The following is a 15,071-nucleotide window of genomic DNA, read 5'->3' on the forward strand; positions in this document are numbered from 1 at the left end:
AAGATTTATTTCCGATATATTATGTCAAAAATAGCTACATTAGAAGTAGATGGTCAAAAAATTGAACTTCCGGTAATTACGGGGAGCGAAAATGAATCAGCTATCGATATTAACAAATTACGTGATTTAACTGGTATTATTACTTTAGACCCTGGATATAAAAATTCTGGTTCTTGCAAAAGTGAAATCACCTTCTTAGACGGAGAATTAGGAATTTTGCGTTACAGAGGATATTCAATCGAAGATTTAGCTGAGAAAGCTAATTTCTTGGAAGTATCTTATCTTTTAATTTTTGGTGAATTGCCAACAGCTCAACAATTAGAGCAGTTCGAAAATGGTATTAGAAAACATACTTTGGTAAACGAAGAGATGAAAAATATCATTGATGGGTTCCCTAAAACAGCTCACCCAATGGGAGTGTTATCAGCTTTGACAAGTGCTTTAACAGCATTTAATCCAAAAGCGGTAAACGTTGAAAATGAAAAAGAGATGTACGAAGCCATTTGTAAAACAATGGGTAAATTTCTTGTAATTGCTACCTGGACTTATAGAAAAACTATGGGTTATCCGTTAAATTATTATGACAATACACAAGGTTATGTAGATAATTTTATGCAATTAATGTTTAAATTGCCTACAAGCCCTTATTCGGCTAATCCGGTTATCGTAGCAGCATTAGATAAATTATTTATTCTTCATGCAGATCACGAACAAAACTGTTCTACTTCTACAGTAAGAATGGTAGGTTCATCTCATGCTGGTTTATTTGCTTCTATCTCTGCAGGAGTTTCTGCACTTTGGGGGCCACTTCATGGAGGTGCAAATCAGGCAGTGCTTGAAATGCTAGAAGAAATTAATAAAGACGGTGGTGATACTGATAAATTTTTAGCGAAAGCGAAAGATAAAAATGATCCTTTCCGTTTAATGGGATTTGGTCACAGAGTTTACAAAAACTTTGATCCAAGAGCAAAAATTATTAAAAAAGCAGCTAAAGAAGTTTTAGAAACTTTAGGTGTTGAAGATCCTATTTTAGAGATTGCTAAAAAATTAGAAACAGCAGCTTTGGAAGATGAATACTTCAAATCAAGAAACTTATATCCAAACGTAGATTTCTATTCTGGAATTATTTACAGAGCACTAGGAATCCCTACAGATATGTTTACAGTAATGTTTGCTATTGGTAGATTACCAGGGTGGATTGCACAATGGAAAGAGATGCGTGAGAATAAAGAGCCAATTGGCCGTCCAAGACAAATTTATACTGGGCACCCGTTGAGAGACTTTAAGTCGAACAAATAAAAATATTTTAAAGCTTCACTTAACTGTGAAGCTTTTTTTATCTTTGGCCAAAATATAATAAAGTTATGTTGCAATTAAATATAAAGAACGAAACGTCTAGATTGCGTGCTGTAGTCTTGGGTTCTGCTGTTCATAATGGGCCAACTCCATCTTTAGACGAGGCTTATGATCCTAAATCATTGGAGCATATTAAGGCAGGAACTTATCCTGTCGAAAAAGATATGGTTGCTGAAATGGATGCTTTTAATGCTGTTTTTCAAAAATATGATGTAACGGTTTATCGTCCTGAGATGATTGAGAATTACAATCAGATTTTTGCAAGAGATATAGGTTTTGTAATAGATGATACTTTTGTGAAATCTAATATTCTTCCTGATAGAGAACGTGAGTTAGATGCGATTCAATATATAATTGATCAGATAGATCCTTTAAAAGTGGTTCGTCCGCCGGAAGAAGTTCACATCGAAGGTGGAGATGTTATGCTCTGGAATGATCATATCTTTATCGGGACATATAAAGGAAGTGACTATAAAGATTATATTACGGCAAGAACTAATATGCATGGTGTTAACTTTATTAAAGAGTTGTTTCCAAATAAAATCGTAAAAGAGTTTGATTTGGTGAAATCTAAAATCGAAGCCAGAGACAATGCTTTACACTTAGATTGTTGTTTTCAACCTGTTGGAAAAGATAAAGGGATTATTTATAAAAGAGGTTTCCGCGAAGAAGCTGATTACATGTATTTAGTGAATCTTTTTGGAAAAGAAAACTTATTTCACATCGAAAGAAACGAAATGTACAACATGTTTTCTAACGTGTTTTCTATTGATGAAAATGTAGTCGTTTCAGAGAAAAATTTTACAAGATTGAACAATTGGTTACGTGCTAAAGGTTTTACCGTTGAAGAAATTCCGTATGCTGAAATTGCAAAGCAAGAAGGTTTGTTGAGATGTTCGACTTTGCCTTTAATTAGAGACTAGTTTTGAGTTTTGTGTTGTGAGGTGTGAGTTATGAGTGTGGGAATGAGATTCAATAAGTTTTTTTATGAAAAGTTATAAAGATTTAGATGTCTACAAAATTGGACTGGAGCTGTTTTATATAGTTCATCCTTCGTCGCTAAAACTTCCTAAGTATGAATTGTATGAGTTAGGAAGTCAGATTCGTAGATCTTCAGATTCTATAGTTTCTAATATAGTTGAAGGTTATGGGAGAAGAAGATATAAAGCGGATTTTATTAAATTTTTAATTTATTCACATTCAAGTTGTCTTGAAACTATTGGGCATTTAGAAAAAATAGCGAAACTTTATCCTAATACATTTAGTAGTATGGATCAGTTAATTAATAATTATGAAGGGTTGGGAGGGAGAATATTTAATTTTATTAAATATGTTGAAGAGAAGTGGAAAAGTTAAGTGCCTTATAGTTTAGAAACTCAAAACTCATAACTCATAACCTACAACCCATAACAAAAATAAAAATGAAACAAACAACAAATGCAATTGTAATGATTCGGCCAGTTGCCTTTAGAATGAATGAGCAAACTGCAGTAAATAATTATTATCAAAAAGTATTAGACGGACTTTTACCAAGTACGGTAAATGCAAAAGCGCAACAAGAATTTGATGTTTTTGTAGAAAAATTGAGAGCTGTTGGGGTTGATGTTACGGTTATTGATGATACATTAGAAACAGATACTCCGGATAGTATTTTTCCAAACAACTGGGTTTCTTTTCATGAAAATGGAGATGTAGCACTTTATCCAATGTTTGCAGAAAATCGCCGTCAGGAACGTCGAGAAGATATTTTAGATACTCTTGAAGATAAAGGATTCGAAATTGCTAATATAATGGATTATACATCTGCAGAAGAAGATGGTTTTTTCTTGGAAGGAACAGGAAGTTTGCTTTTAGACCGTGCGAATGCAAAAGCATATTGCGCTTTGTCTCCTCGCGCAGATGAAGAATTATTTATCGAATTCTGTGAAGACTTTGATTATGCTCCGGTTATTTTTGAAGCTTTTCAAACTGTCAATGGAGAACGTAAACTAATCTATCATACTAATGTAATGATGTGTTTAGGAGAAACATTTGCGGTTATCTGTGCAGATTCTATAGATGATAAAAAAGAACGCAAAATGGTTCTTGAAAACCTAAAAGCGGATAAAAAAGAAATTATTTTGATTACCGAGGCTCAAGTAAATAATTTTGCCGGTAATATGCTGGAAGTTCGAGGTACAAATGACAAGAAATATATTGTTATGAGTGCATCAGCGCATCAAAGTTTAACTTCAAAGCAAATTGCGCAATTAGAAAATCATGCTGAAATTTTAAGTTCAAGCCTTGATACGATTGAAGCTTGCGGAGGCGGAAGTGCAAGATGCATGATGGCCGAAGTTTTTCTGCCAAGAAATTAAGCTTTAGTAACTAAAAAAAAATCCAAATTCCTTACTGATTTTCAGTTTTTGGAATTTGGATTTTTTTTTATTAGAAATGTCGAACGAGTTACATCAAATTTCCTTTGACTATATTAATGATCGAACTTACGATATATTGAATTCCGATAGAAATTACTATAAAACCAACAATTCTTGAAATAGCAACAATTCCTGATGCTCCTAATATTCGTGCTAAATAATGGGCGCTTTTTAAAATGGCAAAAATGGCAATTGCAATAGCTAAAATAGCCAAGGTAGAGATGACAATTTCCTCCATTCCGTGATGCTCCTGATAAAAAGCAATAAGCAAAGATATTGATCCGGGGCCTGCCAGCATTGGTATTGCTAATGGTGTTAGTGCAATATCATTACGCTGTTGTGCATCTGTTTCAACCTTTTTATTGATTCCTCGTTTTTTATTAATTTTTCCGGAAAGCAAAGAAAAACCAGAGTTTACAATTACAATTCCGCCCGCAATTCGAAGAGCGTCAATACTAATTCCAAAAAAGCTTAGAACATATTGGCCAATAAAAAACGAAACAATTAAAATGATAAAAACGTTTATAGCAGTCCAAAGCGAGATTCGAGAACGTTCCTCCTGAGAATCATGTTGTGTAAGTCCAACAAAAATTGGCACCGTCCCAATCGGATTTAAGACCGAGAAAAGAGCAGCAAATAAATAAATGAATAAATCCATGAAGTTTGAGTTAATGAAGTAAAAATAGTTATTTTTTAATATCCGAAAGCAAATTCTTGTTAGGATATTGTTTCGAATGTTATTATTTCTAAATCAATAACCTAAAATAAGCTCATTCTTTTTGATTACTTTTGTAAAATATTTAAAAATGATGAAAAATAAAAAAACCTTAGTTCTGGGTGCAACCACTAAACCAGATCGTTACGCTTTTAAAGCCATAAATATGTTAGTCGAAAAAGGACATACTGTATTGGCAATTGGTCAAAACACGGGAGAAGTTGCAGGCGTAAAAATTTATACCAAAGCAATTCCGGTAAAAAATGTAGATACTGTAACGTTATATTTAAATCCTACGCGTCAGCGTGATTACTACAATTACATAATCGAAGCACAGCCAAAGCGTGTAGTTTTTAATCCGGGAACCGAAAATCCGGAATTGTATCAATTATTAGAATTGAATAATATTAAGGCAGAAGTTGCTTGTACTTTGGTTTTATTAGCTACAAATCAATATTAATTTTTTTAGGAGCTATTTCCAGCTGTCCACTATATCTTTTGTGGTGAACCCCACCACAAAAGGATGCCGTTGCCATCTGGGCTAGAAAGAACTTTTGTATTTATAATTAGTATTCTTGATCATATTGAATTTAGTTGTCTCCCAGTCTACTAAACCATTAAAAATATTACTTTTGTCGTCATGGAATTTTCATCAAAATTAATAGAAAAAGCAGTCAACGAAATGTCGCAATTGCCTGGAATTGGTAAGCGTACGGCATTGCGTTTGGTGCTTCATTTATTAAAACAGCCCAAAGAACAAACAGGCTTTTTGTCTCAGGCATTATTAAATATGCGTGAGGATATTAAATTTTGCGAAAGCTGTCACAATATTTCAGATACAAAAGTTTGCGAAATCTGTGCGAATTTGGCACGAAATCATCAGACTATTTGCGTAGTCGAAGATATTCGTGACGTTATGGCGATCGAAAATACCGGTCAGTATAAAGGAATTTATCATGTTTTAGGCGGCAAAATTTCTCCTATAGAAGGTGTTGGTCCAAGTCAGTTAAATATTTTAAGTTTGGTCGAAAAAGTAAAAGCGGGAAAAGTAATCGAGATTATTTTTGCCCTTAGTTCAACTATGGAAGGGGATACTACCAATTTTTATATCTATAAGCAAATTGCCGAATCAGAAATTATAATTTCTACAATTGCCAGGGGTATCTCAGTAGGTGATGAGTTAGAATATGCAGACGAAATTACACTCGGAAGAAGTATTTTACATCGTGTTCCGTTCGAAAAAACTTTCAAAAACAATTAAATAAACCCAAATAAAGGCTAGATTTTCTGAAGATTAAAGGAAAAGCTATATTTGCGATAAAATTTCAATAATGACAAAAAACGGCTTTTATATATTACTGTTAATTGGTGTGTTGTTTACATCTTGTATTCCAGTAAAAGACTTAACCTATTTGCAGGATAAAAATACTTCAGCAGAGCAAAATAATATTGCCGCAGTAGAATCTAAACCATATAGATTACAAGTAAATGACATTTTAAGTGTCGATATAAAAGCAATTGATCCTAAATTAGTTTCAATTTTTAATACAACAGATAGTGCTTCGGGAGCTGGGAAATCTGAGTCAGGATTGTATTTTAACGGATTTACTGTTGATGATCACGGCAATATTAGAATGCCAATATTAGGAGAAATTAATGTTATAGGATATACGCTTGAAGAAGTCCGGGTTACAATTGAAAAAAAATTGCTGGAAGAATATTTTAAAAAAGAAGCTAATATTTTTGTTACCGTAAAATTAGCAGGTTTTAGATATACAATAAATGGCGAAGTAGGAAGTACTGGTACAAAAACATTGTTTCAGGAGCATGTTAATATTATGGAAGCCATTGCAAATGCCGGCGATATAACCATAACCGGGAATAGAAAAGAGGTAACAATAATTCGTCAGACTCCAACAGGCGTACAAATGCATGATATTGATTTAACAGATGTTAATGTGATAAAATCACCTTACTTTTATTTGCAGCCCAATGATTATGTTTATGTGAAACCGCTCAAACAAAAAACATGGGGAACAGGAAAAACAGGTATAGAATCTATAACTACAATTATTACTGTTTTGTCATTGGCCACGACAGTTTTTCTATTGCTTAAAAACTAAACTTAAATTCAAAAAATGTTAGATATAAAAGATTTTTCCATTTTTGAGAATCATTCAAATTTTGATTTTAAAGGATTCTTGTTGAAGATTTTAAGTTATTGGAAATGGTTTTTGGCTAGTTTGATAATTGCTTTTACAATTGCATATCAGGTAAATATTCGAAAAGAGAAAATTTACGCGATGCAAACGATGGTTTCAATAAAAGAAGAAAGAAATCCGTTTTTTACATCAAATACCAGTTTGGTTTTTAATTGGGGAGGAGTTTCAGATCAGGTAAACGGAATTTCGACTATTATACAATCACGATCTCATAACGAATTGGTGGTAGATAAATTGCAATTTTACATCGATTACCTTACCCAGGGAAAATATAATTTAGTAGACTCTTACGGTGCTGTTCCTTTTTATGTCAATATAGACAAATCAAAAGGTCAGTTGGCGAACACCTTGATCAGTATTAAATTCCTGAGTGCTAATGAATATGAAATTCGCATCCCTTTCGAGAATAATTCTGTTTCATTAATAACCTATTCTAATAATACTTATAGCAATACTGCGGTTCAGCCAACAGAATTTGTAAAAAAATATAAGGTTGGAGAGCAAGTTTCGTTGCCTTTTTTAAACTGGAAACTTCAAATCAATGATAATCCCGGTATGTACACAGGGAACGAATATTTTGTAAAATTCAATGATTTTGATGGTACTGTATCAGGTTACAGAGGAGTAAATGTTGGATCTGATGATAAAGGCGGATCAATATTAACATTATCAATGCAGGGAACAAATAAAGCCCGAATGGTAGAGTATTTGAATGCAACAGTAAAAATGTTAATCAAACTTCAGCTTGACGGAAAAAATCAATTTGCCACTAATACCATTCGTTTTATTGATAGTACTCTTGTTGCAATGGAGTCGCAATTGAAAGAAACCGGAAGTGAACTCAAAACCTTTAGAAAAGACAAAAACATTTATGAGATTGAAGGAGGAGGCGAAAAAGTTTCAGATAAAATAATGGATTTTGATGTTGAAAGAGATCAGGTCACAAGAAAGATAGCGTACTACAATTCTTTAAAATCATATTTAAATAATAGCGTTGATTATTCGAGATTGCCTGCACCATCTGTTGCCGGAATCGAAGATCCAAATGTTGTTGTGAATGTATCGAAACTTATAGCGCTTTCTACACAAAGATCAGAAATGGCTTATGCGGTAAAAAGTGATAAGATCTTTAAAGATTTTGACAACCAGATGCAGGCTGTAAAAAATGTTTTACTGGAGAATATTGCTTCTGCAAAAGGATCTTTATTGACAGATTTGGCAATGGTAAATGCTAAAATAGGTCAGGCTGAAAGTACTGTAAAAAGACTTCCGGAACAACAGCAGGAATTATTGAAGATCCAGAGGAAATATGATTTAAGTGATAATATTTATAATGAATTTTTAAAGAAAAGAAATGAGGCTGAGATTGTTAAAGCTTCGAATTTATCAGATATTCATTTTATAGATCCTGCAAAAGATATTGGCGGTGGATTAATTGGTCCAAAAACTTCTGTAAATTATATTCTGGCTTTATTCTTGGGGACGTTAATACCTTTACTGTTTATTTTTGGAATTTTCTTTATTAATAATTCGATTCAAAATACTGAAGATATTAGTAAATTAACGCAAATACCATTGATTGGTGTCATTGGAGTTAATAAAGATTCATTGAATTTAGCAGTTTTTGATAAACCAAAATCAGCGCTTTCTGAAGCCTTTAGAACTATTCGTTCTTCGTTGCAGTTTTTATATAAAAAACAACAAGTAAGCGGTTCAAAAACATTGATGATTACTTCGTCTATAAGTGGTGAAGGAAAAACATTTTGTTCGATAAATATCGCTACAGTTTTCGCTTTAAGCGAAAAGAAAACGGTAATTATTGGTCTGGATTTAAGAAAGCCACGATTGGCAGATGAGTTTGGTTTGAAAAATCAAATAGGGGTTGTGAATTATTTAATAAAACAAAATAGTTTAGCTGAGATTATAAACCCAACACAAATTCCGAATCTTGATGTTATTCTTTCGGGACCAATTCCGCCCAATCCGTCAGAGTTGATCTTGAGCGATGCAATGCGGGATTTGATTTTAGAACTGAAACAAAAATACGATTATATTATTCTGGATACTCCTCCGGTTGGGTTAGTTTCAGATGCATTAGAGTTAGCACAATTTGCAGATGTTACGCTTTATATAGTAAGACAAAATTATACTAAAAAAGACATGATAACGTTGCTAAATACCAGAGTACAGCGCGGTGAGCTTGCAAATGCGAGTATTATTTTGAATGGTTATGAAAATAAAGCGAAATATGGTACGGCTTATGGATATGGATACGGCTATGGAGCTTATTCAAATGGTTATCATGATGAAGGAGATAAAATAAGTTTCTGGCAAGAAATTTTGAATAAATTCAGGAAAAAATAATTGGTAAAAATGAAAACATCAACTCAAAATACAATTTTAATTACAGGTGGAGCAGGTTTCATTGGTTCAAATTTGTCCGAATATTTTTTAAGATTAGGACATAAAGTAGTTTGTTTGGATAATTTTGCTACAGGACACCGCCATAATTTAAAAGATTTTATAGATAATCCGAATTATAAATTGATAGAAGGTGATATTCGAAATATCGCCGATTGTAATTTAGCGGTAGATGGAGTCGATTATGTTTTGCACCAGGCAGCTTTAGGTTCTGTTCCAAGATCTATAAATGATCCTATTACGACAAATGATGTTAATGTTTCCGGTTTTCTAAATATGCTAGTGGCTGCCCGTGATGCGAAAGTTAAAAGATTTGTATACGCAGCAAGTTCCTCAACTTATGGAGATTCTGAGGGATTGCCAAAAGTAGAAGATGTTATTGGTAAACCATTATCACCATATGCCATTACAAAATATGTAAACGAATTGTATGCTGAAATTTTCAGTAGAACTTATGGTTTGGAGACGATAGGTTTGCGTTATTTTAATGTTTTTGGAAGAAAGCAAGACCCAAATGGAGCATATGCCGCGGTAATTCCAAAGTTTGTTACACAACTAATGAATCATGAAAGTCCAGTCATAAATGGAGACGGAAATTATTCCCGTGATTTTACTTATATCGACAATGTAATTCAGATGAATGAATTGGCAATGACGAGTCAAAATCCGGAAGCTATAAATACAGTTTACAATACCGCATTTGGAGATCGCAATACATTAAACGATTTGGTAGTATATTTAAAAAAATATCTATCTGAATTTGATGCTAAAATAGCTGATGTAGCAATTGTTTATGGAGAAAATAGAGCAGGAGATATTCCGCATTCACTAGCAAGTATAGATAAAGCGAAAACAATTTTAGGATATGATCCTAAATATTCATTGCAAGATGGGTTAAAAGAAGCTGTAAGCTGGTATTGGAATAATTTAAAATAAAATTAAGGATCAAGATAATAGTAAATTAAATGAAAATTACAAAAATTTGTTGCATTGGTGCAGGTTATGTTGGAGGTCCGACAATGGCAGTAATTGCTCAAAAATGTCCGCATATTCAAGTGACTGTTGTTGATTTGAATGAACAAAGAATTAAAGATTGGAACGATCCAAATACAGATAATATTCCAATTTATGAACCGGGACTTTCAGAAATAGTAGCTGAGGCAAGAGGAAGAAATCTTTTCTTTTCGACAGAAGTAGAAAAAGCAATTGATGAGGCTCAGGTTATTTTTATATCTGTAAATACGCCAACAAAAACCTACGGAAAAGGAAAAGGCATGGCTGCCGATTTAAAATATATAGAACTTTGTGCCAGACAAATTGCCAAAGTTGCGAAGCATAATAAAATTGTCGTAGAAAAATCAACTTTACCAGTACGTACAGCCGAAGCGATAAAAAGTATTCTGGACAATACCGGAAATGGAGTTCAGTTCCAAATCTTATCAAATCCTGAATTTTTAGCTGAAGGAACTGCTGTGACAGATTTGCTAAATCCTGATCGAATATTAATTGGTGGAGATACAACGCCGGAAGGTGAAGAAGCAATTAATGCTTTAGTTGATGTTTATGCAAATTGGGTAAGCAAAGATAAAATTTTGACAACAAATGTTTGGTCTTCAGAACTTTCTAAGCTAACTGCAAATGCATTTTTGGCACAGCGTATTTCATCTATAAATGCAATGTCTGAACTATGCGAAAAAACGGGTGCTGATGTGAGCGAAGTTGCAAAAGCAATTGGAATGGATAGCAGAATTGGGCCGAAATTTCTAAAAGCATCTGTTGGTTTTGGTGGTTCTTGTTTCCAAAAAGACATTCTGAATTTGGTCTACATCGCAAAGTCTTACGGATTAAATGAGGTGGCTGATTATTGGGAACAGGTAATTATAATGAATGATCATCAAAAGAGAAGATTTTCGAATAAAATAGTTCAGACTTTATACAATACGGTTGCGGATAAGAAAATTACATTTTTGGGATGGGCTTTCAAGAAAGATACCAATGACACCAGAGAATCTGCTGCAATTTATGTTGCTGATGATCTTATCAATGAGCAGGCTAAAATTTCTGTTTATGATCCAAAGGTTTCAAGAAATAAGATGTTAAGTGATTTAGATTATTTAGAAACCAGAAGTGATGAAGCGAATAGCAAAGCCTTATCAATATTTGATAATGCTTATGAAGCATGTAAAGGTGCTCACGCCATTGCGATTCTAACGGAATGGGATGAGTTTACTACTTATGACTGGCAAAAAATTTACGATTCAATGCACAAACCGGCATTCCTTTTTGACGGAAGAAATATTTTGAATGCAAAAGAATTAGAATCAATAGGGTTTATTTATAAAGGAATAGGTTCTTAATTGAAAAAGATATTGAGGTGAAATTTGATATGAAATGAATAGTGAGAGATTGTTTTAAAATTTTATTTCAATAAGAGACAAAAATGAAAAATTGGTATGTAGTGTATACAAAGCCCAAGTGGGAGAAAAAAGTTGCCGAAAAACTTAATGAAATTGGAATTGAATGTTATTGTCCATTAATAATTCAAATCAAACAATGGACAGATAGAAAGAAGAAGATTGAGGTGCCGCTTTTTAACTCCTATGTTTTTGTTCAGTTAGAAGATACTAATCGTAGTTCTGTTTTTCAAGTTTCTGGCGTAGTTCGATTTCTGTTTTGGTTAGGAAAACCTGCAATTGTTCGTGATGAAGAAATTAAAATAATAAAAACAAGCTTGGCAGCTCCAAATATCAGTGATATTTCAGTAACTTCGATTCAGGTAGGGGATCGTATAAAGTTAGAATCAGGAGTTTTTAGTAATCAGGATGCAATAGTTCAGGAAATTTCAAACACCTATTATACATTAGTTTTGGAATCTTTAGGATGTGTTCTTAAAATAAAATATAAATAATGTAGTTATATTGTGTAACTATTGATACTAACAGAAGGTAAAATTTCTCTAAATAGAAAGTTTATTTTCTGTTTTTTTTATAAGGTGAATTTTTACATACTGATTGATAGAGTGTTGGTGGCTAGTGGTACTATTTATTTGCTTGTTTTTTCTGTATTACGGGAAACCGTATTGAATAGATTGACTTAATATGTTATATTTGCCGAAAATGATTTTAGAGTATCTGTGTCCAATTTTGTGACTCAGAGTGGCGAAGCCGTGAATTGTTATGACTGAAATAGATAAAAAAGATTACAAATTGAACGAAAACGTAAAAATAGCCATTATTGGTTTGGGTTATGTTGGCCTGCCTTTGGCTCGATTATTTGCTACTAAATATTCAGTTATAGGTTTTGATATTAATGAAGCAAGAATAGCTTCTTTAAAATCAGGTACAGATACAACATTAGAAGTTGATGATGTTACTTTGCAAGCTGTTTTAGTAGATAATTCTACCACTAAAGCCGGATTGTACTGCACGACTTCTTTAAACGATATTGCAGATTGTAATTATTTTATAGTTACAGTTCCTACACCAGTTGATAAAAATAATCGTCCTGATTTGACTCCTTTATATAAATCGAGTGAGTCTGTTGGTAAGATATTAAAAAAAGGAGATATCGTAATTTACGAGTCAACTGTTTATCCAGGTGTTACAGAAGAACAGTGTGTGCCAGTTTTAGAAAAAGTTTCAGGATTAAAATTTAATGAGGATTTTTATGCCGGATATTCACCAGAAAGAATAAATCCGGGAGATAAAGAACATACAGTCGAAAAAATATTAAAAGTCACTTCAGGTTCAACACCTGAAATTGGTTTAAAAGTTGATAATTTATATAAGTCAGTAATTACTGCGGGAACGCATTTAGCACCAAGTATAAAAGTGGCAGAAGCAGCTAAAGTTATTGAAAACTCACAAAGAGACATCAATATTGCTTTTGTAAATGAATTAGCAAAAATATTCAATTTAATGAATATTGATACACAAGAAGTGCTAGCAGCCGCATCAACAAAATGGAACTTTTTGCCATTTAAACCAGGATTAGTAGGTGGACACTGTATTGGTGTAGACCCTTATTACTTAGCACAAAGAGCTCAGGAATTCGGATATCATCCTGAAATCATTTTAGCAGGAAGACGTTTAAATGACAGTATGGGTGAATATGTGGCTTCGCAGATCGTAAAGCTGATGATCAAAAAAGGTATTTCGGTAAATGGTGCAAACCTTTTGATGTTAGGAATTACTTTTAAAGAAAACTGTCCAGATGTTCGTAATACAAAAATTGTAGATGTTGTAAAAGCATTAAAAGAATACGGAATTTTAGTTACCATATTTGATCCATTGGCTAATGCGAATGATGTAAAAAAAGAATATAATTTAGTAACAATTAACACTTTGCCAAATGATACATTTGACGCAATTGTGCTCGGAGTTTCTCACAAAGAATTTTTAGAATTAAATTTTTCAGAGTTGCAAAAAGAAAATAGTTTATTATACGATGTCAAAGGAGTTTTGGGTAGTATAGCTGATAATAGACTTTAATTTTTAAATTAAATTATGAAAGTAGGAATAACTTTTAGTGCTTTTGATTTATTACATGCCGGACATATTAAAATGTTGGAAGAAGCAAAAAGGGAATGCGATTATTTAATAGTTGGTTTACAAACAGACCCAACACTTGATCGTCCTGAAAAAAATAGTCCCTCACAAACAGTAGTAGAAAGATATATACAATTAAAAGGCTGCAAATTTGTTGATGAAATTGTTCCTTATGCAACAGAACAAGATTTAGAAGATATTTTACGATCCTTTAAAATAGATGTACGTATTATAGGAGATGAGTATCGTGATAAAAATTTTACTGGTCGCGCTTATTGCGAAGAAAAAGGAATAGCATTATATTTTAATGTTAGAGATCATCGATTTTCAAGTAGTAACCTTAGAAGAGAGGTTGCTGAAAAACAATTAAAAAAAATATAATATATGGAATTGTCGATAACTCATGTAATTTTGACAGGAGGCGTTGGGAGTAGACTTTGGCCACTTTCTCGTAAAAGTCAACCAAAGCAATATTTGGAAATATTTGAAAATAAATCTTTATTCGAAATGACTGTAGATCGTAACAGGCATTTGGCCAATAAAGTGATGGTGGTTGGGAATGTCGATAATCATCATTTGAGTGGAAAAGTAATGAATAAAACCGATACAACTTATTTGAATATTGTAGAGGCTACACCAAGAAATACAGCTGCTGCCATAGCATTTTCGGCTTTTGCATCAGATCCTGGTGATGTTTTAATTATAACTCCTTCTGATCATATTATTGATAAAATGGATGATTATAACAATGCTATCCAAGAAGCAGTTTCAAAAGCTAAAGAAGGTTTCATAGTAACATTTGGAATTATACCTACAAAGCCAGAAACAGGTTATGGTTATATTGAATCGAAAGGTGATAGAGTAGTATCATTTCGTGAAAAACCTAATGAAACAACTGCAAAAGAATTTATTGCAAAAGGTAATTTTTTATGGAATAGTGGAATGTTTTGTTTTAAGGCAGGAGTGCTTTTAGATGAATTAAAACAATTTCAGCCAGATGTTTATGAAAAATCCAAAGCAGTTTGGGAAGCATCTAAAGAAGGGTTTTTAGATTTGGAATTATCAATGCAAATTCCATCCATTAGTATCGATTATGCTGTGATGGAACGTAGTAAAAAAATTAAAGTCGTTCCTGCTTCTTTTTCATGGTCAGATTTAGGTTCTTTTGAATCGGTCTATGATTATTTAATTCTAAAGGGGCATCCAGTTGATAAAAATGGTAATATGGTTATTGGTTCAGGGAAGCATACAACTTTTCTGGGTCTAAAAAACACTATTTTTGTTTATACAGATAGCGCTAATTTAATTTTGCAAAAAGAAAACTCACAAGATGTTAAAGATATCTACAGTGAATTAGAAAAGATAAATTCAGATTTATTAAATTAATAAAATT

Annotated in this window: 15 protein-coding genes; 14 read left to right on the forward strand and 1 reads right to left on the reverse strand. The window is 32.7% G+C overall.

Going from position 1 to position 15,071, the window contains the following annotated elements; translation table 11 throughout:
- Nucleotides 1-21: 21 nt before the first annotated feature.
- The 4 genes from FLP_RS17855 (at nt 22) to ctlX (ending at nt 3,713) form a co-directional block, all read left to right on the forward strand.
- A complete protein-coding gene (locus FLP_RS17855) occupies nt 22-1,299 on the forward strand; it encodes a citrate synthase (RefSeq protein WP_065450861.1) in 1,278 nt (425 codons plus the stop codon).
- Nucleotides 1,300-1,364: 65 nt separating this feature from the next.
- Nucleotides 1,365-2,279, forward strand: coding sequence for a dimethylarginine dimethylaminohydrolase family protein (locus tag FLP_RS17860; protein WP_065450862.1), 915 nt, complete (start codon nt 1,365-1,367; stop codon nt 2,277-2,279).
- A gap of 64 nt (nt 2,280-2,343) precedes the next feature.
- Nucleotides 2,344-2,712 (forward strand): four helix bundle protein, encoded by a 369-nt coding sequence (locus FLP_RS17865; RefSeq protein WP_065450863.1) that lies wholly within the window; start codon nt 2,344-2,346, stop codon nt 2,710-2,712.
- A 65-nt stretch (nt 2,713-2,777) separates the two neighbouring features.
- Nucleotides 2,778-3,713: a citrulline utilization hydrolase CtlX gene (gene ctlX / locus FLP_RS17870; protein ID WP_065450864.1), complete on the forward strand. Its 936-nt coding sequence runs from the start codon at nt 2,778-2,780 to the stop codon at nt 3,711-3,713.
- An 88-nt stretch (nt 3,714-3,801) separates the two neighbouring features.
- On the opposite strand, the gene FLP_RS17875 is transcribed toward ctlX, so the two are convergent.
- Complete coding sequence (locus tag FLP_RS17875) at nt 3,802-4,431, reverse strand: MarC family NAAT transporter (RefSeq protein WP_065450865.1); 630 nt, start codon at nt 4,429-4,431, stop codon at nt 3,802-3,804.
- Between the two features lie 151 nt (nt 4,432-4,582).
- Here FLP_RS17875 and FLP_RS17880 point away from each other — a divergent pair, with 151 nt between their 5' ends.
- The 10 genes from FLP_RS17880 to FLP_RS17925 all read left to right on the forward strand — a co-directional run bounded on the left by FLP_RS17880 (nt 4,583) and on the right by FLP_RS17925 (nt 15,064).
- Nucleotides 4,583-4,948 (forward strand): CoA-binding protein, encoded by a 366-nt coding sequence (locus FLP_RS17880; protein WP_065450866.1) that lies wholly within the window; start codon nt 4,583-4,585, stop codon nt 4,946-4,948.
- A 180-nt stretch (nt 4,949-5,128) separates the two neighbouring features.
- Nucleotides 5,129-5,749 (forward strand): recombination mediator RecR, encoded by a 621-nt coding sequence (gene recR, locus FLP_RS17885; RefSeq protein WP_065450867.1) that lies wholly within the window; start codon nt 5,129-5,131, stop codon nt 5,747-5,749.
- A gap of 70 nt (nt 5,750-5,819) precedes the next feature.
- On the forward strand, nt 5,820-6,611 hold the full coding sequence (locus FLP_RS17890; RefSeq protein ID WP_065450868.1) for a polysaccharide biosynthesis/export family protein: 792 nt from the start codon (nt 5,820-5,822) through the stop codon (nt 6,609-6,611).
- 15 nt (nt 6,612-6,626) lie between these two features.
- On the forward strand, nt 6,627-9,074 hold the full coding sequence (locus tag FLP_RS17895; RefSeq protein WP_065450869.1) for a polysaccharide biosynthesis tyrosine autokinase: 2,448 nt from the start codon (nt 6,627-6,629) through the stop codon (nt 9,072-9,074).
- 9 nt (nt 9,075-9,083) lie between these two features.
- Entirely contained in the window at nt 9,084-10,067 is a 984-nt protein-coding gene (locus FLP_RS17900) for an SDR family oxidoreductase (RefSeq protein ID WP_065450870.1), read from the forward strand.
- 29 nt (nt 10,068-10,096) lie between these two features.
- Complete coding sequence (locus FLP_RS17905) at nt 10,097-11,488, forward strand: UDP-glucose 6-dehydrogenase (protein ID WP_065450871.1); 1,392 nt, start codon at nt 10,097-10,099, stop codon at nt 11,486-11,488.
- A gap of 83 nt (nt 11,489-11,571) precedes the next feature.
- Complete coding sequence (locus tag FLP_RS17910; protein ID WP_065450872.1) at nt 11,572-12,039, forward strand: UpxY family transcription antiterminator; 468 nt, start codon at nt 11,572-11,574, stop codon at nt 12,037-12,039.
- Between the two features lie 268 nt (nt 12,040-12,307).
- Nucleotides 12,308-13,621: a nucleotide sugar dehydrogenase gene (locus tag FLP_RS17915; RefSeq protein ID WP_065450873.1), complete on the forward strand. Its 1,314-nt coding sequence runs from the start codon at nt 12,308-12,310 to the stop codon at nt 13,619-13,621.
- Between the two features lie 15 nt (nt 13,622-13,636).
- A complete protein-coding gene (locus FLP_RS17920) occupies nt 13,637-14,059 on the forward strand; it encodes an adenylyltransferase/cytidyltransferase family protein (protein ID WP_065450874.1) in 423 nt (140 codons plus the stop codon).
- A gap of 3 nt (nt 14,060-14,062) precedes the next feature.
- Complete coding sequence (locus FLP_RS17925; protein ID WP_065450875.1) at nt 14,063-15,064, forward strand: mannose-1-phosphate guanylyltransferase; 1,002 nt, start codon at nt 14,063-14,065, stop codon at nt 15,062-15,064.
- Nucleotides 15,065-15,071: the final 7 nt, after the last annotated feature.

Source organism: Flavobacterium piscis, assembly GCF_001686925.1.
Taxonomy (GTDB): domain Bacteria; phylum Bacteroidota; class Bacteroidia; order Flavobacteriales; family Flavobacteriaceae; genus Flavobacterium; species Flavobacterium piscis.

Excerpts from the sequence above, each read along its gene's own strand:
- FLP_RS17855 (WP_065450861.1), top strand. The coding sequence starts at position 22 with ATGTCAAAAATAGCTACATTAGAAGTAGATGGTCAAAAAATTGAACTT.
- FLP_RS17860 (WP_065450862.1), top strand. The coding sequence starts at position 1,365 with ATGTTGCAATTAAATATAAAGAACGAAACGTCTAGATTGCGTGCTGTA.
- FLP_RS17865 (WP_065450863.1), top strand. The coding sequence starts at position 2,344 with ATGAAAAGTTATAAAGATTTAGATGTCTACAAAATTGGACTGGAGCTG.
- ctlX (WP_065450864.1), top strand. The coding sequence starts at position 2,778 with ATGAAACAAACAACAAATGCAATTGTAATGATTCGGCCAGTTGCCTTT.
- FLP_RS17875 (WP_065450865.1), bottom strand. The coding sequence starts at position 4,431 with ATGGATTTATTCATTTATTTATTTGCTGCTCTTTTCTCGGTCTTAAAT.
- FLP_RS17880 (WP_065450866.1), top strand. The coding sequence starts at position 4,583 with ATGAAAAATAAAAAAACCTTAGTTCTGGGTGCAACCACTAAACCAGAT.
- recR (WP_065450867.1), top strand. The coding sequence starts at position 5,129 with ATGGAATTTTCATCAAAATTAATAGAAAAAGCAGTCAACGAAATGTCG.
- FLP_RS17890 (WP_065450868.1), top strand. The coding sequence starts at position 5,820 with ATGACAAAAAACGGCTTTTATATATTACTGTTAATTGGTGTGTTGTTT.
- FLP_RS17895 (WP_065450869.1), top strand. The coding sequence starts at position 6,627 with ATGTTAGATATAAAAGATTTTTCCATTTTTGAGAATCATTCAAATTTT.
- FLP_RS17900 (WP_065450870.1), top strand. The coding sequence starts at position 9,084 with ATGAAAACATCAACTCAAAATACAATTTTAATTACAGGTGGAGCAGGT.
- FLP_RS17905 (WP_065450871.1), top strand. The coding sequence starts at position 10,097 with ATGAAAATTACAAAAATTTGTTGCATTGGTGCAGGTTATGTTGGAGGT.
- FLP_RS17910 (WP_065450872.1), top strand. The coding sequence starts at position 11,572 with ATGAAAAATTGGTATGTAGTGTATACAAAGCCCAAGTGGGAGAAAAAA.
- FLP_RS17915 (WP_065450873.1), top strand. The coding sequence starts at position 12,308 with ATGACTGAAATAGATAAAAAAGATTACAAATTGAACGAAAACGTAAAA.
- FLP_RS17920 (WP_065450874.1), top strand. The coding sequence starts at position 13,637 with ATGAAAGTAGGAATAACTTTTAGTGCTTTTGATTTATTACATGCCGGA.
- FLP_RS17925 (WP_065450875.1), top strand. The coding sequence starts at position 14,063 with ATGGAATTGTCGATAACTCATGTAATTTTGACAGGAGGCGTTGGGAGT.